Annotated in this window: 17 protein-coding genes; 9 read left to right on the top strand and 8 right to left on the bottom strand. The window is 67.9% G+C overall.

Going from position 1 to position 18,778, the window contains the following annotated elements; genetic code table 11:
* Nucleotides 1-113 precede the first annotated feature (113 nt).
* The gene (locus ACPEES_RS07805; protein WP_435102773.1) at nt 114-773 is read left to right on the top strand and encodes a potassium channel family protein; all 660 of its coding nucleotides are present in this window, start codon (nt 114-116) and stop codon (nt 771-773) included.
* Nucleotides 770-2,131 carry a TrkH family potassium uptake protein gene (locus tag ACPEES_RS07800; RefSeq protein WP_435102771.1) on the top strand — a complete coding sequence of 454 codons (1,362 nt, stop codon included), beginning with the start codon at nt 770-772 and terminating at the stop codon, nt 2,129-2,131. The genes ACPEES_RS07805 and ACPEES_RS07800 overlap by 4 nt, the downstream gene beginning before the upstream one ends.
* Before the next feature lie 205 nt (nt 2,132-2,336).
* Here ACPEES_RS07800 and ACPEES_RS07795 read toward each other — a convergent pair whose 3' ends face one another.
* From ACPEES_RS07795 to ACPEES_RS07785, 3 genes are all read right to left on the bottom strand, one after another.
* Complete coding sequence (locus ACPEES_RS07795) at nt 2,337-3,026, bottom strand: HAD family hydrolase (protein WP_435102769.1); 690 nt, start codon at nt 3,024-3,026, stop codon at nt 2,337-2,339.
* 37 nt (nt 3,027-3,063) lie between these two features.
* On the bottom strand, nt 3,064-5,124 hold the full coding sequence (gene uxuA / locus ACPEES_RS07790; protein ID WP_435102767.1) for a mannonate dehydratase: 2,061 nt from the start codon (nt 5,122-5,124) through the stop codon (nt 3,064-3,066).
* 255 nt (nt 5,125-5,379) lie between these two features.
* A complete protein-coding gene (locus ACPEES_RS07785) occupies nt 5,380-6,861 on the bottom strand; it encodes a PLP-dependent aminotransferase family protein (RefSeq protein WP_435102765.1) in 1,482 nt (493 codons plus the stop codon).
* Nucleotides 6,862-6,994: 133 nt separating this feature from the next.
* Here ACPEES_RS07785 and ACPEES_RS07780 point away from each other — a divergent pair, with 133 nt between their 5' ends.
* Both ACPEES_RS07780 and gabT read left to right on the top strand, forming a co-directional pair.
* A complete protein-coding gene (locus tag ACPEES_RS07780; RefSeq protein WP_435102763.1) occupies nt 6,995-8,455 on the top strand; it encodes an NAD-dependent succinate-semialdehyde dehydrogenase in 1,461 nt (486 codons plus the stop codon).
* Between the two features lie 393 nt (nt 8,456-8,848).
* Nucleotides 8,849-10,138, top strand: a complete 1,290-nt coding sequence (gene gabT / locus ACPEES_RS07775) for a 4-aminobutyrate--2-oxoglutarate transaminase (protein ID WP_435102761.1) — start codon at nt 8,849-8,851, stop codon at nt 10,136-10,138.
* A gap of 73 nt (nt 10,139-10,211) precedes the next feature.
* Here the strand turns inward: gabT and ACPEES_RS07770 are convergent, their stop codons facing one another.
* From ACPEES_RS07770 to ACPEES_RS07760, 3 genes are read right to left on the bottom strand one after another with little or no spacing between them, the layout of a single operon-like run.
* A complete protein-coding gene (locus tag ACPEES_RS07770) occupies nt 10,212-11,429 on the bottom strand; it encodes a MerC family mercury resistance protein (RefSeq protein WP_435102759.1) in 1,218 nt (405 codons plus the stop codon).
* 31 nt (nt 11,430-11,460) lie between these two features.
* Nucleotides 11,461-11,697, bottom strand: coding sequence for an anti-sigma factor family protein (locus tag ACPEES_RS07765; protein WP_435102757.1), 237 nt, complete (start codon nt 11,695-11,697; stop codon nt 11,461-11,463).
* Nucleotides 11,694-12,353, bottom strand: a complete 660-nt coding sequence (locus ACPEES_RS07760; RefSeq protein ID WP_435102755.1) for an RNA polymerase sigma factor — start codon at nt 12,351-12,353, stop codon at nt 11,694-11,696. The genes ACPEES_RS07765 and ACPEES_RS07760 overlap by 4 nt, the downstream gene beginning before the upstream one ends.
* A 255-nt stretch (nt 12,354-12,608) precedes the next feature.
* On the opposite strand from ACPEES_RS07760, the gene ACPEES_RS07755 reads away from it, so the two are divergent.
* The 3 genes from ACPEES_RS07755 to ACPEES_RS07745 all read left to right on the top strand — a co-directional run bounded on the left by ACPEES_RS07755 (nt 12,609) and on the right by ACPEES_RS07745 (nt 14,499).
* Nucleotides 12,609-13,487: a class I SAM-dependent methyltransferase gene (locus ACPEES_RS07755; protein ID WP_435102753.1), complete on the top strand. Its 879-nt coding sequence runs from the start codon at nt 12,609-12,611 to the stop codon at nt 13,485-13,487.
* Between the two features lie 23 nt (nt 13,488-13,510).
* The gene (locus ACPEES_RS07750; protein ID WP_435102751.1) at nt 13,511-13,924 is read left to right on the top strand and encodes a MerC family mercury resistance protein; all 414 of its coding nucleotides are present in this window, start codon (nt 13,511-13,513) and stop codon (nt 13,922-13,924) included.
* A 92-nt stretch (nt 13,925-14,016) separates the two neighbouring features.
* On the top strand, nt 14,017-14,499 hold the full coding sequence (locus ACPEES_RS07745; RefSeq protein ID WP_435102749.1) for a group I truncated hemoglobin: 483 nt from the start codon (nt 14,017-14,019) through the stop codon (nt 14,497-14,499).
* A 110-nt stretch (nt 14,500-14,609) separates the two neighbouring features.
* Here ACPEES_RS07745 and ACPEES_RS07740 read toward each other — a convergent pair whose 3' ends face one another.
* Complete coding sequence (locus ACPEES_RS07740) at nt 14,610-14,813, bottom strand: hypothetical protein (protein WP_435102747.1); 204 nt, start codon at nt 14,811-14,813, stop codon at nt 14,610-14,612.
* A 59-nt stretch (nt 14,814-14,872) separates the two neighbouring features.
* Entirely contained in the window at nt 14,873-16,243 is a 1,371-nt protein-coding gene (locus ACPEES_RS07735) for an aspartate aminotransferase family protein (RefSeq protein WP_435102745.1), read from the bottom strand.
* Between the two features lie 191 nt (nt 16,244-16,434).
* Here ACPEES_RS07735 and ACPEES_RS07730 point away from each other — a divergent pair, with 191 nt between their 5' ends.
* On the top strand, nt 16,435-17,385 hold the full coding sequence (locus ACPEES_RS07730; protein WP_435102743.1) for a LysR family transcriptional regulator: 951 nt from the start codon (nt 16,435-16,437) through the stop codon (nt 17,383-17,385).
* A 104-nt stretch (nt 17,386-17,489) separates the two neighbouring features.
* Nucleotides 17,490-18,770: an NAD(P)/FAD-dependent oxidoreductase gene (locus tag ACPEES_RS07725; protein WP_435102741.1), complete on the top strand. Its 1,281-nt coding sequence runs from the start codon at nt 17,490-17,492 to the stop codon at nt 18,768-18,770.
* The last annotated feature ends 8 nt before the right edge of the window (nt 18,771-18,778 follow it).

Genomic DNA, 18,778 nt, shown 5'->3' with positions numbered 1-18,778 from the left:
ATTCTAACGCGCCTCGCGGCAGCGCCGACCTGACTCAGATCATCCACAGACGCGCAGAATCGCCGCATACATTTAGTATGCTGATATGCCATTGACGTCAGGGAGCGCCCGCTATGGCACGCGCCGGGCATGGCAAATACGCGGTGGTGGGGCTGGCGAGCTTCGGCACCACCGTAGCGCTTGAGCTGGAACGACTGGGCAACGAGGTCCTGGGCATCGACCGGGACCAGGCCCGGGTGGACGACCTCGCCGACCGCCTCTCCCACGCCGTGGTCGCCGACGTGCGCGACGAGCGCACCGTCGAGGAGCTGGACCTGGCGGACTATGACGCCGTGGTCGTGGCCATCGGCGAGGATCTGGAATCCAACATCCTCTGCACCCTCGGCCTGAAGAGCGCCGGCGTGCGCCAGGTCTGGGTCAAAGCGGTGACGCCAAGCCACCACCGCATTCTCGGCAAACTCGGCGCCGACCGCATCGTCCATCCGGAGCACGAGATGGGCGTGCACGTGGCCCAGACCCTCAACTACCCCTACGTGCTCGACTACATCCCCCTCGGTAACGACTATTACGTGGTCGAGCTGGAGGTCACCGACACCGTCGCCGGCAAGCCCGTGAGCGCGCTGGGCCTGGACGAGCTCGACATCCGCCTGGTGGCACTCAAACGCGCCCGCAAGCCCCAGTACGAACCCGACGACGAGCCGTTGGAGAAAGGTCAACGCTTGGTGCTCATCGGCGCGCTCGACAATCTGCGCGCGCTGGGGAAGAAGCTTTGAAACGCTGGCTGCCCAGCCGCGGCACACCGTCGCAGCGCCGGACGCGACGCCTGCGCCTGCCGGCGCCGACTGTGCTCACGCTGTTGTTTCTCGGTCTGATCGCGGCCGGCACTCTCGCGTTGCAGCTGCCGTTCGCGACCACCGCGCCGCTGACCTGGCTGCAGGCAGCATTCACCGCCACATCGGCGATCACCGTCACGGGACTGGTGGTCGTGGACACTGCCAGCCACTTCACCGCGTTCGGTCAGGCGGTGATCCTGCTGCTCATCCAGCTCGGTGGACTCGGGTTGATGACGTTCGCCGTGATGACCACGCTGCTGCTCGGCCAGCGCCTGTCCCTGCGGCAGTCGGTAATGCTCGGCGCCGATCTCAACCAGACCTCTCTCGGCGGTCTCGCCCACCTCATCCGCTTGGTGCTCGCGGTAGTGCTTACCCTCGAGGGCATCGGCACGCTGGCGCTGGCACTACGCTGGGTGCCCGAATACGGCCTCGCCCACGGCCTGTGGCTCGCGCTGTTTCACGCGGTCTCGGCGTTCAACAATGCGGGTTTCGCGCTATGGCCCGACAGCCTCAGTCGCTGGGTCGCCGACCCCGTGATCAACCTGGTGATGCCGGCGCTGTTCATCCTGGGTGGACTCGGTTTCAACGTCCTGAGCGAGCTGCGCGAGCGCCGTCCGTGGCGGCGCTTGACCCTGCACAGCCGGCTGATGCTCCTCGGCACGGGCATACTGATCGTCTGGTCAGTGGTCGCCACCGCCTGGCTCGAATGGGACAACCCGGCCACGCTCGGCGGACTCGCCGGTACCGGCGAACGCCTGTGGGCCGCGTGGTTTCAGGGCGTGACCACACGCACGGCCGGATTCAACACCGTGGACCTGAGCGATCTCAGGGACGCCACGGCGCTCACCTACATGTCGCTCATGTTCGTCGGCGGCGGCAGCACCTCCACCGCCGGCGGCATCAAGGTAAGCACGCTCATGGTGCTCATCGGCGCAACGCTCGCTTTCCTGCGCCGGCGCCGCGAACCCAGCATGCTTGGACGGCGCATCAGCGGCGAGGACGTGCTCAAGGTCCTCGCGCTCACCTTCATGAGTCTGTTGCTGGTGATGCTCGCCACCTTCGTACTGGTCATGCACCACCCGGGTGAGTTCCTGCCCATCGCTTTCGAGGTGACCTCCGCCTTCGGCACGGTGGGGCTATCGCAGGGCATCACCCCCGAGCTGGACGCGCTGGGCAAGTGCCTGATCATGGCGGTGATGTTCGTCGGCCGCCTCGGTCCCCTCGCCCTGGGCTTCGTGCTCGCCACCCCCGCCACCGCACGCATCCGCTACCCCCATGGCAACGTCGTGCTCGGCTGACCGTCTCACGGATTTTCAACCGCTGTGCACAGGACTTCTTCCATGCGACCGGCTTCGCGGTCCCGACTTGGATTGTTATCATGCATACCATCTTGACGGGGACGACCCGTCCGAACCGACTCTCCTCCTCTTGGCCGACCGACACAGGTCGGCTTTTTTTTGTCCGTCTCACACGGCCGACGTAATACGATCCGCCTTGCCCGGGCTATTCGGCACTGGCGGGAGCCGGCACCTGGCGCCCCGCCAGCATGGCGACGACAGCAGGCAGCTCGCTGGCATGGGCAATGGCAGTCGCGCCAGCAGGCGTCGTCTCCGGTTCGCCGAGGTGATTGAAATGCACCACCTGCATGCCGGCCTCCAGTCCGGCGGCAACGCCGACTGCGGCATCGTCGATCACCACGCAACGTTCTGGCGCGAATCCCATGGCGGACGCGGCCCTCGCATAGATGGCCGGATCCGGCTTCCAGCAACCCAGGGTGTAGGCACTGAACAGGTTGTCCCGAAAGTGATGGGCCAGGCCGGTGCTGTCGAGAGCGCAACGGATCTTGCGCTCCGGCCCATTGGACACCACGGCGCAGGGATAATCCGCGAGCGTCTCCAGCACCTGGGGCATCTCGGGCATGGGTTGGAGCTCTTCGAGCATGCGAGCTTCCATCAGGCCACGTACGTCATCCTCCAGGCTCTGCCGGACATTCGCCGCCAGGTCGCCATGGCGCGCTTCCAGGGTCTGCACGATGTCCAGAAAACGCACCCCGCGGAAATCCCCCATGTACTCGGCGGCACTGAACGGCAGACCGTACTGCGGTAGCACCGTCCCCATGACAGTCGCCAGCAGGCCTTCACTGTCGACCAGCGTGCCGTCGGAATCGAAGAGCAGGCAGAGCGGTGGCGTCATCGCGGCCTCGTGTTCATTGCGTCGGAAAGTCGGCGCATTATGCGTCATCGGAAACGATCGATGTGTTCGCGTCGCCGTACCCGGCCTCCAGCGCATGCAGGCGCTCCCGGCCGGGCAGTCCTTCCATGTCACCAATCACCCGAACCGCTTCGGCACCGACGAGGTTGCCGCGCCGTAACGCAGCCCGGGGCGCGACGCCGTCCAGGAGGGCACTGATCACGCCGACGGCGAAGCCGTCGCCGGCGCCCACCGTATCCACGACCTCGACGACGGGGAAGCCCGCCACGGTGCCACTCTGCTCGCCTCCCCCGTTGAACTCGCCACGGTAATAGCCACCCTCCGGGCCCAGCTTGATGAATACCGCCCTGGCGCCCCGGTCCAGGTAGAAGCCGGCGATATCCTGGGGCGTTTCCCGGCCCGTCAGCCGCTGGCCTTCGGCCAGCCCGGGCAGCACCCAGTCGGACCGAGCCGCCATCGCGTTGAGGGTATCGCGCATTTCCACCTCGCTGCGCCACAGGCCCGGGCGCAGATTCGGATCGAAAGAGATGCTGGCACCGGCGGCTCTGGCTTGATCGAGCATGTGCCATGACAACTCACGGCAACTCGCCGAGACCGCCGGGGGAATGCCGGTGGCATGCAGATGCCGGGCGGCAGCGAAATCCACACCCACCGCGTCCGCCGGCGACAGGTGGCTGGCGGCACTGCCGCGGCGAAAATACTCGGTGCGGGGATCGGCGCCGGCCTCGGCGCGCTCCTTGAACATCAACCCGGTGGGATACATCGCATCGGCGTGCAGGTGGCGGCAGTCCACCCCGCGCAGCTCCGCCAGACCCTTGAGCCGCCCGTACAGCGGATAGCCGGCACGGGTGTCGCGACGTTGGTCGTCAAGAATGTGGTGGCCATGGTCCGGGCGCAGCGGCAGACGCGGACCACCCTCCCGCTCCCGGCGCCACTCTTCGGCCACCAGCGCGGCATGATGGCCACCATGTCCGTGCCCCCGCCCAGGTGGATGGGCTTCATGGAAAGAGCGCGGATCCGGACTCTCACGTTGGGTGGGGCGCAAATGAGCGAAGTAGATGCACGCGACAAAACGCCGCGTCATCCCGGCCACGTCCACGTCCGGCCTCAGGCCATAGGTGGCGGAGCACAGGGTCAGCCCGTTCGCCGGGCCCGGAGCGACGTCGAACAGCCACTGCACGTCCTCCGGACCGGAAACGACGCGCGGGAGCCCGAACATCGGCCGTGGCGGGTCGTCGGGATGAATCGCCATGCGCACGCCCACTTCGTCGGCAACCGGAATGATCGCGTTCAGGAAATAGCCGAGATGCTCGCGCAGGCGTTCACCGTCGATGTCGGCATACGCCGCCAGGACCTCCCGGAAGCGCTCCAGGGTGTAGTGCTCCTCGGCGCCGGGCAGTCCGGCAATGACGTTGTTCACCAGCCGCTCGCGCTGTGCAAGGGTCAGCCCGTCGAGATTGTGCCTCGCGGCCTGCTTCTCGGCATCGTCGTATTCCTGCCCGGCACCGGGGCGCTCCAGGAGGAAGAGGTCGAATGCAGCGAACGCGGTCTGGTCGAAGCGCAGCGCGAGCCCGCCATCGGGCAGTCGATACGCCAGGTCGGTGCGTGTCCAGTCGAGCACCGGCGTGAAGTTGTAGCAGACGACGGCGTTGGGAGCGTCGACGCCGAGCTCGGCGAGTCGCTCGCGGTCGGCGGCCGTGGTGGCGGGCACGATGCGGTCGACCATGCTGCCGGGGAAAGCGACCTCCTGCTCGATCCACCGCGCCAGCGCGGGGTCCCGGCAGGCGGCCAGCTGGGTCACGACGGCGCGGGTGCGCCTGCCGTTGTCAGGCATGTTGTCGCAGCGCAGCGCGGTGCACGGCGCCGCGGGTTGCTCAGTGTCGGCGGCGATCGCGGGATCCTCGTGCAGCAGCCGGCCTTCGGCGGGGGAGAGAAAGTACCCCTTCTCGATAACCGTCAGGGTGACGATGCGCGTGCTCGTCGCGCACAGCCGGTCGACGACGTCGCCCATTTTCAACCAGGCGGCACAGGACTTCTTCCAGGGAACGGGCTTCGCAGCCCGAAGCCCGATCGTTACCATGCGCATCATCTTGGCGGGGACGACCCGCCAACACCGCCTCTCCTCCTCTTGGCCGACCGACACAGGTCGGCTTTTTTTTGTCCAGCGCATGGGCACCGAGCGGCCGGTACTCTTGGTAAGCACCCGGCTACTGCGGTGCATGCGGCCGGCGGCCAGGCAAGACCGACGATTCGATCTGCACTGGCAGGCGCCGCGGTCATGTGCCGCACGACAGCGACACGCGTACGACCGCCGCTACGTCGAGACGGCGACCAGTCAGTGACCACCACCGATATACCGCTCCACCACCTCCACCAAACGCTCCGCCGCTAGCGGAATACGCTCGGTCGACACCCCCGCGTAGCCGAGCACCAGGCCGGGCCGAGCTGCACCGGCGTCGTGGTAGTAGAGGGACAGCGGACGGGAGATGACGCCATTGGCGAGAGCTTCGCGCGCGAGCGCCTTGTCGTCCACCGTGTCGGGCAGGCGGTAGAGCAGGTGAATGCCGGCCTGGCCACCGCTCAGGCTCACGCGGTCGCCGAGCAGGGCATCCATGCGCTCGCGCAGGGCGCTCTGGCGTTCGGCGTAGAGGCCCCGCATGCGACGGATGTGGGCGTCGAAGTGGCCCTCCTCGATGAACTCGGCGAGCGCCGCCTGCTCCACCAGCCGGCCTTCGCGAAAGAGCTCGGCGTTGGCGGTGGCGAAGGCATCCACCAGCGCCGGCGGCACCACGAGGTAGCCCAGTCGCAGGCCCGGGTACATGACCTTGCTGAAAGTGCCCACGTAGATCACCTGCCCCGCCGGGGCGAGACCGTAGAGAGAGGCGATGGGCTCGCGGTGATAGCGCAGCTCGTTGTCGTAGTCGTCCTCCACGATCCACGCGCCCGTGGCGGCAGCGCGTTCCAGCAGCAGGCGCCGGCGCGCGAGGCTCAGAACCGCACCGGTGGGGTACTGGTAGGAGGGTGAGGTGAAGATGAGCCGCGGCGGTCGCGCCCAGTCGTCGTCGGCCGGCGCAATGCCCTCCCCGTCCACCAGCACGGGCCGCAGGCGCAAGCCGGCGCCGCGCAGCACGTTGCGCGCGCCCCAGTACCCCGGATCCTCGATCCACGCGGTTTCGCCGGGATCGGCGAGCATGCGCGCACAGAGATCGAGACCCTGGTGGGCCCCGTCGACGATCATGATCTGCCGCGGCTCGCAGTCGATGAGCCGGGACACCCGCAAGTGCTCGGCAAGGGCGGTCTTGAGCGGGCCATAGCCGCCGGAAGCATATTGCATGAGTCGCGCGTGGCGGCGATCCAGGTAGCGACCGACGAGCCGGCGCCAGGTGGCGTGCGGAAACGCCTCGACGTCGGGAATACCCGGCATGAACGCGCCGTACTGTATCTCGCTGCTCGACGAGTGACGGGCGATGGCCCGGCCGCGACGGGATAGCCGCGGCACCACGGGCGCCGCATGGGTCAGGCCTCGCCGCCCGGCGGGGGGCGGCTCCACCAGGCTCTCGCTGACGAACGTCCCGGACCCCACGCGGGATTCCACATAGCCCTCGGCAAGCAGCATGTCATAGGCGCGCAGCGCCGTATTGCGGCCGATGCCGAGATCCCGGGCCAGCTCACGGGTCGGCGGCAGGCGGGTTCCCGCCGGCAGCCGACCATCGAGAATGGCCGCGCGCAGAGCGGCATAGACGCGGCGTTTCAGGGTCAAACGGCGGTGGTCACGTTGCTGCTGGAGACTCTGCAGCACCAGATCGGCGATCAGCACGATGCGTCCACGGCGAAGCGATTGGTTCCGTTTAGTCTAACGCATTGGCCCCATTGGAGGAGCCAAAATGCGTTGTAATGCCGTCTACACACCGGTACGGCCGGCAGCCCTGAATCCGAGACGGGAGGAGATAATGCGCGAGCTCACCGATGGCGCGCTGTTGCGCGAACGGGCCTACATCGACGGTGCCTGGCGGGACGCCGACAGCGGCGCCAGCTTCGAAGTCCACGACCCCGCCACCGGCGAACGCCTTGCTGCAGTGGCAGCGATGGGTGCCGCCGAGACGCATCGTGCCATCGACGCCGCCGAACGGGCCTATCCTGCCTGGCGGGCACTCACGGCCAAGGCGCGCGCGGCGCGGCTGCGCCGCTGGCACGAGCTGCTCCTGAGCCACCAGGACGACCTCGCCGAGATCCTGACCGCCGAGCAGGGCAAGCCCCTGGCGGAGGCCCGTGGTGAGATCGCCTACGCTGCCTCGTACGTGGAGTGGTTCGCCGAGGAGGCCCGCCGCACTTATGGCGAGCTCATTCCCACCCCTGCGGCCGACCGGCGGATCGCGGTGAGCAAGGAGCCGGTGGGCGTGTGCGCGGCGATCACGCCGTGGAACTTCCCGGCGGCGATGATCACGCGCAAGGTCGCCCCGGCGCTCGCCGCCGGCTGCACCATGGTGGTCAAGCCCGCCGAGGCCACCCCGCTGACGGCTCTGGCACTCGCCGAGCTGGCGCATCGCGCGGAAATCCCACCAGGCGTGCTCAACGTGGTCACCGGCGAGCCCGCCCCCATTGGCGAAACCCTTTGCGCCAGCCCCACCGTGCGCAAGCTCTCCTTCACCGGCTCCACCGCCGTGGGCAGGAAGCTGATGGCGCAGTGCGCGGACACCATCAAGAAGCTGTCCCTGGAACTCGGCGGCAACGCGCCCTTCCTGATCTTCGACGACGCCGACATCGACGCCGCCATTCAGGGCGTCATCGACTCCAAGTTCCGCAACTCCGGCCAGACCTGCGTGTGCGCCAACCGCATCCTGGTGCAGTCCGGCATCTACGGGGAATTCGCCGAGCGTCTCGCCGAAGCGGTGAAGGCGGGGCTCACCGTCGGCGATGGCCGCGAGGAAGGCGTCGATCAGGGGCCGCTCATCAATTCGGCGGCCATCGACAAGGTCGAGCGCCTCCTCGGCGACGCCCGCGACAAGGGCGCGCGCACGCTCTGCGGCGGCAGCCGCCATGACCGGGGCGGCACGTTCTTCGAGCCTACCGTGCTCGCCGACGTGAATGCGGACATGGCTCTCGCGAACGACGAGATCTTCGGCCCGGTGGCACCGCTGTTCCGGTTCGACACCGAGGCCGAGGCAGTCCAGCTCGCCAACGACACCGAGTACGGCCTCGCCGCCTACCTCTTCAGCGGTGACAACGCCCGCCTGTGGCGGGTCGCCGAGGGGCTGGAATACGGCATGGTGGGCATCAACACCGGGCTCATGTCCGCTGCCGAGGCACCGTTCGGCGGGATGAAGGCCTCCGGGCTCGGCCGCGAGGGCGGCCACCACGGCATCGACGAGTACCTGGAGACCAAGTACCTGTGCTTCGGGGGTATTCAATAGCCGCTGACTGACAACAGCGGACCCGGAGCCGCGACCGGCAGGGTCGATGCCGCAACGCAGTGCCTGCCGCAGCTACTAAGCGGCAAGTCGTAAGTTTCAAGTTCAAAGTGCCGGACCCAACGCGGCCGTGCCACCAAGCTCGCGGACGCGCCCGATGCGGTTGCGGAGGCCGGAGGCGGGCGTTGCGGCGGGAGCGTATGCCGCCACGGACGGCGGCATTCGAGCGTCCAGGGACGGATTCACCGCGTCTCCCGCCGCAACGTCCGCCTCCGGCCCTTGCCTCGGTGTTAACCGTCACCCCGGAGACCGCGGACGTGTCGCGAGAAGACCGCCGGGTTACCGACATCGTCCGACGCGCAATCACCAACAGACGAACCCAGGAGAGACCCCGTCATGACCACGAACAACGAGATCTTCGAGCGCCGCGCCAACGCCGTCGCACGCGGCGTGGGCAGCATTCATCCGGTCGCCGCCGAGCGCGCCGAGAACGCCCGTGTGTGGGACGTGGAAGGCCGCGAGTACGTCGACTTCGCCGCCGGCATCGCCGTGGTGAACACCGGCCATCGCCATCCGCGGCTGCAGGCGGCCGTAGAGCAGCAGCTCCAGCAGTTCACCCACACCTGCTTCCACGTGCTGGCCTACGAGCCCTACATCGAGCTCGCCGAACGCCTCAACGCGCTGGTACCCGGCGACTTCGCCAAGAAGACCGCGCTGGTGAACACCGGCGCCGAGGCGGTGGAGAACGCCGTGAAGATCGCCCGCTCGTACACCGGGCGCTCCGCAGTGATCGCCTTCGGCGGCGGCTTCCACGGCCGCACCACGCTCACCATGGGACTGACCGGCAAGGTTCACCCCTACAAGACCAGCTTCGGCCCCTCCCCGGCGGAGATCTACCACGCCCGCTACCCCAATGACGTGCACGACGTCTCCGTCGCCGACGCCCTGCGCTCGGTGGAGGAGCTGCTGAAGTTCGACGTGGACCCGCAGCGTGTCGCCGCAATGATCATCGAGCCGGTGCTCGGCGAAGGCGGCTTCTACGCCGCGCCGGCGGAATTCCTCCAGGGCCTGCGCGAGATCGCCGACCGCCACGGCATCGTGCTCATCGCCGACGAGGTGCAGACCGGCTTCGCGCGCACCGGCCGGCTCTTCGCCATGGAGCACAGCGGGGTGGCGCCGGATCTCACCACCATGGCCAAGGGCCTCGCCGGCGGCATGCCCATCGCCGCGGTGACCGGCCGCGCGGAGATCATGGACGCCCCCCATGCCGGCGGGCTCGGCGGCACCTACGGCGGCAACCCGCTCTCCGCGGCCGCGGCATTGGCGGTGCTGGACGTCATCGATGACGAAGGGCTCGTTGCACGCAGCAACGCCATCGGAGAGCGCCTCACCGAGACGCTTAAGACCGTCGCCGGCGAGGTGGACGCCATCGGCGACGTGCGCGGCCTCGGCGCCATGGTCGCCTTCGAGCTCTTCGACGATGGCCGGCCCTCCCCGGAATACACCGGTGCGGTGGTCGCCGCGGCCCGGGAACGCGGCCTGCTGGTGCTCTCCTGCGGCATCCACGGCAACGTCATCCGCCTGCTGCCGCCGCTGACCGCCACCGACGAGGACGTCGACCGCGCCTGCGGCATCCTCCGCGAGGCCATCCACGCGGCGGTGGGCCGGCAGGCGGCCACCGCCTGAGCGCGCGGCGTCGAAGGGGGGGCTCCCTGGCCCCCGTCGGCCCCGCTCCGGCGTCACACGCCCTGCCGAGACCCTACTCGAGCCCGAGCACGCGCGCCTGCCAGCGACGGCGCAGCCATACGTCCCAGGCAACCGCGCCGCCGAGCAACAGGAATCCGGCGAGTTCCACCAGCACCTGGTAGCTGACGACCTGGGTGTAGAGCACGCCGGCGGCCCCGGCGACCGCCAGGGCGAGCGGCCCGAGCGAGCGATGCCGTCTGGCGCCGGCGGCAATACACAATGTGGCCAATACGGTGAACACGGCGATCGTGCCCGCCCAGATGATCTCGTTGAGGGCCATGCTGATCCCCAGCAGCGCCAACAGTCCCATGGTGGCGACGACCCCGTAGCAGGACAGCACCGCGAGGCCGAGAACGGCTACGCCGGCCAACCCGCGCCGCCACAGCGAGACGGCCATTCGCCGCGGATCAAGCCGGCGCAGCCACTGCCACAGCCACGTCGGCTTGCGCTTGCCGCGGCGCATGACCACCTCCACGGCGCGGGCATCGAAGGAGGCGGCGATCTCGCGCGTCTGCCGGCTGGGACTGTGGGCAAAATAGTCGAATCGGCGCAGAACCCGGATGTCCTCGAAGCCGGCGTCACGGAACAAGGCCAGGAACCGCTCCTCGATAGTCGCCCCTACCACGCATTCCACCCACAATCGCGGATCGGAATGGCAGTCGACGGTCACCGGCCTGCCGATGACCACGTCAGCGATCTGCAACCGCCCTCCGGGGCGCAGCACGCGAAACGCTTCCGTCACCGCACGGCGCTTGTCCGGAATCAGGTTGAATGCGCCGTTGCTGGTAATGCTGTCCACGCAGGCATCGACCAGCGGCAGGGATTCCGCGGAAGCCTCGACCGCAGCGACGTTGTCGATGCCGGCCTCGCTGGCGGTGCGCTGGAGCTTTCGTGACATGGCCGGCGTCACGTCCACGGCGATGACCTGGCCGGACGGGCCAGCCTGCTGCGCTGCGATCAGGGTGTCGACGCCGGCGCCGGCGCCGATGTCCACACAGGTGTCTCCGGGCCTCACCGCACCGGCACGAAAGGGATAGCCGACGCCGGCGAACGACTCCAGCAACGACGGCGGCAACGAGTCCAGCTGCTCCGACGAGTAGCCCAGCACACTCGCGGCGGAACGTCCCACCGGGAAGTGAAAAGGAACATCCGGGCGCCTGGCGACCGCCGTGTACATGTCCTGGACGGCGGCGAGGATTTGCTCGCGGGAGTAACCGAGTATGGCGACCATGGCGGCTTCCCTCCCCGCGCGGCAGCCTGCCTCAGAACGTGTCCATCAGCGCACGAAGACGCCGCCGCAGCCTCTCCGGTGCCTCCTGCTCCGCGGCCTCGCCAACCCGGGCCCGCAGCCGGCGTTCGAACTCCGCACGCGAGAAGCAGTCCCGGCAACGCTGCAGGTGATGGTCAATGCGGGCGCTGAGCTCCTCGTCCAGCTCCCGGTCGAGAAAGTCGAACAGCTGCTCGATGACCGCCTCGCAATCGATGTCGTGCACGCTCATCGATCACCTCCATGCGCGCCGGCGGGCGACTGCCGGGCGCCATGAACCAAGCCCGCTTCCCGGGCCTGTTCCCACAGCGAGGCCTGGAGCAGCGAACGGGCGCGGCTGAGGCGGGAACGCACGGTACCCAGCGGGATATCCAGTGTTTCGCTGACTTCCCGGTACGTAAAGCCCTCCACCTCCACCATCACCATGATCACCCGGAATGCGTCGGGGAGAGCATCCAGCGCGCGCTGGATGTCCTCGCGCAGCAAGCCATTGACAACCCGGTCTTCCGGAGTACCCCACCACAGCAGAAACGGCTGGTGCAACTGCTGGAACAGCGAGAACTGCCCCGCTTCGACGGCCTCCTGAGCCTGGGTATCCAGCTCGGTTTCCCGATCCTGGCGGCAACGTCTGCGGCGCCAGAGGCTGATGAACGTGTTGTTCAGTATCCGGAACAGCCACCCTTCGAGCTGCTGCGGATCGCGTAGCTCGTCCAGCCGGCTCCAGGCCCGGCCAACGGCCTCCGCGACCACGTCCTCGGCATCGTCGGGATGACGGGTAAGCCGCAGCGCGGTGCCGTACAGCCGGTCGGTCAGACGCTCGACTTCCCGCTGGAACAACCGGCGCCGCTGCTCGGTGCATCGTGGCTTGTCAGCGTTCGCTCCTGGCATGGAGCTCCCTCCGCGACGCCTTACGGCGTGATCCGGCTGCCCGCGGCGAGGCCTCCTTGCACCATGCGCGCTGCCGGCCCGGAAGTCCATCGCCAACGCCGCAGCGCTGGCACAGCGCCCGTGACCAGGGACGCATGCGGCGCCCGAACGGTTCCCGCCTCCGGCCCGGGAACAATCCGCGCCTGCGCTGCGTCCTTGGCGGCGACCGCCCGATACGGCACCGGGCGGGACATACAAAGCCGGGAGGAGAGAACCATGAACCAGACCGTCGAAGCCACCACCGAACAAACCCCCTACGTGGCGTTCTGGAACGACACGCTCGCCGAGAAGTTCAACCGCTTTCGCGAGATTCTCCAGAATGGCCTGAGCTACCACAGCCGCATACCGCTGGAAACGCTCCGCGTCCAGCCGGGCGCGCAGATCGTCGACGTGGGCTGCGGCTGGGGCGACACTGCCATCCAGCTCGCCCGCAAAACCGGGCCGGACGGGTTCGTCCTGGGGCTGGATTGCGTCGAGCAGTTCCTGGAGGCGGGGCGAAGCGACGCCGAAGCCGCCGGCGTGCGCAACGTCCGCTTCGAGGCCGCGGACGTGGAACGTTACCCCTTCGAGCCGGTTTTCAACCTGTGTTTCTCGCGTTTCGGGATGATGTTCTTCGAGAACCCCGTGGCCGCCATGCGCAACATTCGCCGCGGGTTGCGCCCCGGCGGCGAGCTGATCTTCATCGTCTGGCGGACCATCGACGACAACCCCTGGCTGGGCCTGCCCAAGCAGGTGGTACTCGATTTTCTGGAGCCGCCCGGCGACGACGCCCGCACCTGCGGCCCCGGACCGTTCTCCATGGCCAATCCCGAGATGGTCTCCAAGCAGCTGGAAATCGCCGGTTTCGACAGCGTTCACTTCGAGCGAATCGACGGCCCCGTCACCGTGGGCGCCTCGCTGGAGAATGCCGTGCGCTTTCAGCTGGCCATCGGGCCCGCCGGGGAAGTCTTCCGTGAGGCGGGCGAGGAGGCCGAGCGTCAGCGTGGGAAGATCGAGCACGCGATGCGCGAGGCCCTGGCTCCTTACTACGGGCAGGAGGGCGTGGTCATGCCCTCGAGCTCGTGGAGCATCACGGCGAAGCGGCCCCGGGCATAGCGCGGCACCGGGGGGGCACGGCCGTGAGCGCACTGCGGGTTTTCTCCGGGCGCTCGCTCGCACGGCTGTGGCTGCGCGGCGCGATCGGCGCCGCCGCCATGGGGCTGGCCGTGCTGAGCTGTTACGGCGTGCTGGCACTGACCCTGCTGCTGCCGCTGGTGGGTGCGCGGTTGGTGCTCGACGACGCCGTCTGGAGCGGCGCCATCACGCTCTTCACGGTGCTCACCGTGCTCGCCGTTCTCCCCGGTTACCGCATGCACCGCGGAATGCTGCCCGGTGTTGGCGCGCTCGCCGGCGGCGGGCTGATTCTCTACGCGCTGCTCGTGGACTACCGGCTGGAGGTGGAGCTCGCCGGCTTCCTGCTGCTCGCCGCAGCGGTGCTTCACGACGGCCGCCTGCGCCGGAAGACGCCAAACCGGCTGACCGACCCCGGGTGAGACGAGACCCGCTCGCGATCCGCGCAGACCGAACAGGCACCGGCTCGTTACATTCGATGACACGGGGTGATGCCCCGAAGGAGGAGACGAAAATGGCTGCGACCCACCTACGCCGCCAGGCAACCGCGACGTTTCTCGCTCTTTGCCTCACGCTCCCCGCGCTGGCATTCGGCCAGGGCAACGACGACGAGCGGTCTCTCTACGATCGCCTGGGCGGGCTCGGGCCCATCTCGGTAGTTGTGGACGACTTCATCGAGGCCATGCTCCCGGATGAGCTGCTCAACCGGAATCCGGCCATCGCTGCCGCCCGGGAGCGGGTCCCGGCTCCCTATCTCAAGTACCGGGTAACCTCGATGGTGTGCGAGGTCACCGGCGGTCCCTGCGAGTATCGTGGCCGTTCCATGGCGGCCTCCCACGCTCACCTGAACATCACCGAGCGCGAGTGGGACCGGATGGTGGCAATCTTCCGGGACGTGCTCGCCGAACACGACGTGCCGGAACGCGAAACCCGCGAGCTGGTGGAGATCATCGGCTCCACCAAGGGCGACATCGTCACCGCGGATGCTGAGCGCTAGGCAACAGCGAGTGGCAAGATGCAAGTGGCGGCGCCGTGCACCGCCTCAAAGCGATGCACGGCAGCCGCCACCCGCAACTTTCAACTTTCAGCTTTCAGCTTTGGGCTCGCCTACACCATGGTGGGCATCACGAACTGGTTGCCCGCCTCGCGCGCGCCCTTGGGCCAGCGCTGGCTAACGGTCTCCATCCGGGTATAGAAGCGCTCCGCCTCCGGGCCGTGGGCGTGAAGCACGCCTAAGCGCGAGCGCTTCCAGCCGCCGAAGCTGAGGTATTCACAGCGTCTCCCGGCCCATCGCGCCCCCTTGCCTTCCATCGTGACACCCGAACACCCTCCGCAGCTCGCGGAATCCTCACCGGCAACCGCGTTCCGCGTCACTTCACCGCCGGGATGACGTCCGCGAGCACATTGCACAGCTCGTCGATCTGCGCGCGCTCGGTAATGAACGGCGGGCCGAGCTGGAGGGTGTTGCCGCCGAAACGCAGGTACACGCCCCGTTCCCAGGCCGCCATGGAGATGCCCCACGGGCGGCGCATGGGCTCGTTGTCGACGGTCTCGATCTCGATGGCGGCGGCGAGGCCCAGGTTGCGAATGTCGGTGATATGGCGCAGTCCGCGCAGGTTGTGGACCTGCTCCTCGAAGTACGGCGCCAGCTCCGCCGCGCGCTGGACCATGCGCTCCTTCTCGTAGATGTCGAGAGCGGCCAGGCCTGCTGCGCAGGCAATCGGATGCGCGGAATAGGTGTAGCCGTGGAAGAACTCGATCTGGTACTCGGGGCCGCCGGTTTCCATGAATGCCTGGTAAATGGCATCACTCACCACGGTCGCCCCCATGGGCATGGCACCGTTGGTGAGGTTCTTGGCGAGCGTCATGATGTCCGGGCGGACGCCGAAACGCTCGGCGCCGAAGGACGCCCCGATGCGGCCGAAACCGGTGAGCACCTCGTCGAAGATCAGCAGGATATCGTGACGATCGCAAATGGCGCGCAGGCGCTCGAGATACCCCTTGGGCGGCACGATCACGCCCGCGGACCCGCTCATGGGCTCGACGATCACCGCGGCGACATTGTCCGCGCCATGGGCGAGGATCTTCTCCTCCAGGGCGTCGGCGAGCTCCGCACCGTGCTCGGGCACACCGCGACTGAAGCGATTCTCCTCCAGCAGGGTATGGGGCAGATGGTCCGTGGCGAGCAGATCGCCGTAACCGGTTCGGTTGGGCTCGATACCGCCCACGCTGACGCCGCCGAAGTTCACGCCGTGGTAACCCTTCACACGGCCAATCAATCGCGTCTTCTCCGGGGCACCCCGGCGGTGCCAGTACGCGCGGGCGACCTTGAGCGCGGTATCCACCGCCTCGGAACCGGAGTTGGTGAAGAACACGTGATCGAGCCCCACCGGCGTGAGATCGCGCACACGCGCGGCGAGCTCGAAGGCGAGGGGGTGGCCGAACTGAAACGGGGGTGCGTAGTCGAGCTCGGCAGCGGTACGGCCAATGGCCTCGGCGATGGCCTCACGGCCGTGACCGAAGCTCGAGCACCACAGGCCGGAGAGGCTGTCGAACACCCGCCGGCCCCCCTTGGCGGTGTAGTGACAGCCCCGCGCGCCGGTAATCAGCCGCGGGCTGTCCTTGAACTGGCGGTTGCCGGTGAACGGCATCCAGTAGGCATCGAGCTGTTCCGCGGTGAGCGCGTCGGCGCGGGCATCGAGATCGCTCACGGCCGGATGCAGGCGTGCGGTATTACTCATGACTCCTCCTCCTCTCGGCGATACGGGGCGTTATAAGCACGCTACTGCGGGCAATGCGCCGGTTAAATCCCGGACTGCGCACCTTCACGTTAGTCCCGGTTAACGTGAACGGTCGGGGGAGGAGTGGCACGAGTTGGCGATTACGTTAAGAATTGGTAAACGAATTTGGTATCACAATTTCCGGTGTGCATATGAGTAGACGTCAGGGCGCCCAGCTCGGCCAGATCAGTGATTTCGACCTGCGCCTGATCCGCGTGTTCAAGGCGGTGGTGGACAGCGGCGGTTTTACCGCGGCGGAGGCGGTGCTCGGCATCAGCCGCTCGGCCATCAGCATCCACATGGGGGATCTCGAAGCGCGCACCGGGCTCAAGCTCTGCCAGCGCGGGCGCTCGGGCTTCGCCCTCACCGAGGAGGGCCGCGAGGTCTATCGCGCAGGGCTGCAGCTCCTCGCGGCGATGGAGACCTTCCGCACCGAAGTCAACGCCCTGCATCGCCACCTGCGCGGCGAGCTCAACATCGGCATCACCGACAACCTGGTGAGCCTTCCCCACATGCGCATCACCCACGCCCTCGCCGCGCTCAAGGAGGCCGGACCGGAGGTACGCATCAACATCCACATGATCCCACCGAGCGAGGTGGAGGTGGGGGTCATGGACGGCCACCTCCACGTGGGCGTGGTGCCGACCATCGGCCCGCTGGCCGGTCTCGACTACCGTCCGCTCTACGGCGAGACGGTACAGCTCTACTGTGGCGAGGCGCATCCCCTGTTCCAGCGCGACGACGCCGGGATCTCCGATGCCGAGCTCGCGGCAGCCGACGCGGTGGTGCCCTCCTTCGCGCTCCCCCCGGACGGCCAGCGCTGCCACGAGCCGCTACAGGGCACGGCAACCGCAACGGACCGGGAAGGTATCGCCTTCCTGGTGCTCACCGGGCGATACATCGGCTTCCTGCCCGAGCACTTCGCCGCGCGATGGGTCGACGAGGGGCGGCTACGCGCGCTGCGCCCGGACGCCTGGCACTACCAGGTGGACTACAGCACCATCACGCGCCGCGGCCGACGGCCACACCTGGTGCTGGAGACGTTCCTCGACGCTCTCTACGCACGTCCGCCGGCTCATCGGAGATTGCCCGCGGAGGATTGACAGCATCCAAGTGGACGGGTAAATGTGATCACAAAGCGAGTCGTCAAGTGGCCGGTCGGTAGCTAAATACAAAGTTCCACGAGACAAACTCTCGGACGGATTACATGGCTGCTTACGTCGATTCGTACTATCGCGACACCCAGCGCGTGTCGCTCAGCAATACTGAACCACTGCACGGTACGCACCGTGCCGATGTCTGTGTCGTCGGCGGTGGCGTCACCGGTAGCGCGGCAGCGCTGCATCTCGCCGAGCGCGGCTACCGCGTGAAGCTGCTGGAGGCCCAGCGTATCGGCTGGGGCGCTTCCGGGCGCAGCGGCGGGCAGATCATGCCGGGATTCGGCACGGACCTGAAGGTCATCGCCAATGCCGTGGGCACCGCCGGCGCGCAGCAGGCGTGGGAAATGTCACGCGAAGCGGTGCGGCTCACCGCGGAGCTCGTCGAGCGCCACGACATTCCCTGCGATCTCAAGTGGGGCGCGGTCCACGCCGCCCTTAAGCCCCGCCACCTGCGTGAGTTCCAAGCCTGGCAGCGCGAGATGGCCGAGGTCTACGGCTACCATGGCCTGCACTGGCTCGACCGGGAAGCGCTCCACGAGCGGGTCCGAAGCAACGCCTACATCGGCGGCCTGCACGAACCCGAGGCCGGTCATCTCCACCCACTGAACTACACTCTGGGCGTCGCCGCTGCCGCCCAACGCGCCGGCGCGGAGATTCACGAGGGCAGCGCCGTGACTGGGCTGGAACGTGGTTCGCCCGCCCGCGTGACCACCGCCGAGGGGCGCGTGGATGCCGATTTCGTGGTGCTCGCCGGCAACGCCTACCTCGGTGGTGACCTGGAACCGGCGCTACGCGGGCGCATCATGCCGGTGAGCAACTACATCATCGCCACCGAGCCGCTCACCGAGCACCAGGTGGCGAACACTCTGCCTTACGACGACGCCGTCTCCGACGCCAACTTCGTGCTCGACTACTACCGCCTCTCCGCCGACCGCCGCCTGCTCTACGGCGGCCAGGTGAGCTACAACGGCCGCGAGCCACGGCGGCTGCGCGAGCGCATGGAAGCAAAGCTCGCGCGGGTGTTCCCGGTGCTCGAAGGCATCCACGTCACCCACCGCTGGGGCGGGCGCGTGGGCATCACCCTGAACCGCGCCCCGCACTTCGGGCGCGTGGGCAGCAACGTCTACTTCGCCCAGGGTTACTCCGGCCAGGGCATGGCGCTGGCCGGCCTCGCCGGGCGGCTGCTCGCCGAGGCCATCGGCGGCCAGGCGGAACGCTTCGACCTGCTCAGCCGCCTGCGCCATCAACGCTTTCCGGGCGGAGAGCGCCTGCGCACACCGCTGTTGGTGCTCGCCACCAATTTCTACCGCATGCGCGACCTGATCTGACCATAACG

It is taken from the genome of Arhodomonas sp. AD133, assembly GCF_051195215.1.
GTDB lineage: Bacteria > Pseudomonadota > Gammaproteobacteria > Nitrococcales > Nitrococcaceae > Arhodomonas.
The sequence above is the reverse complement of the archived record's forward strand: the minus strand, read 5'-3'. Positions and strand labels throughout refer to the sequence as shown.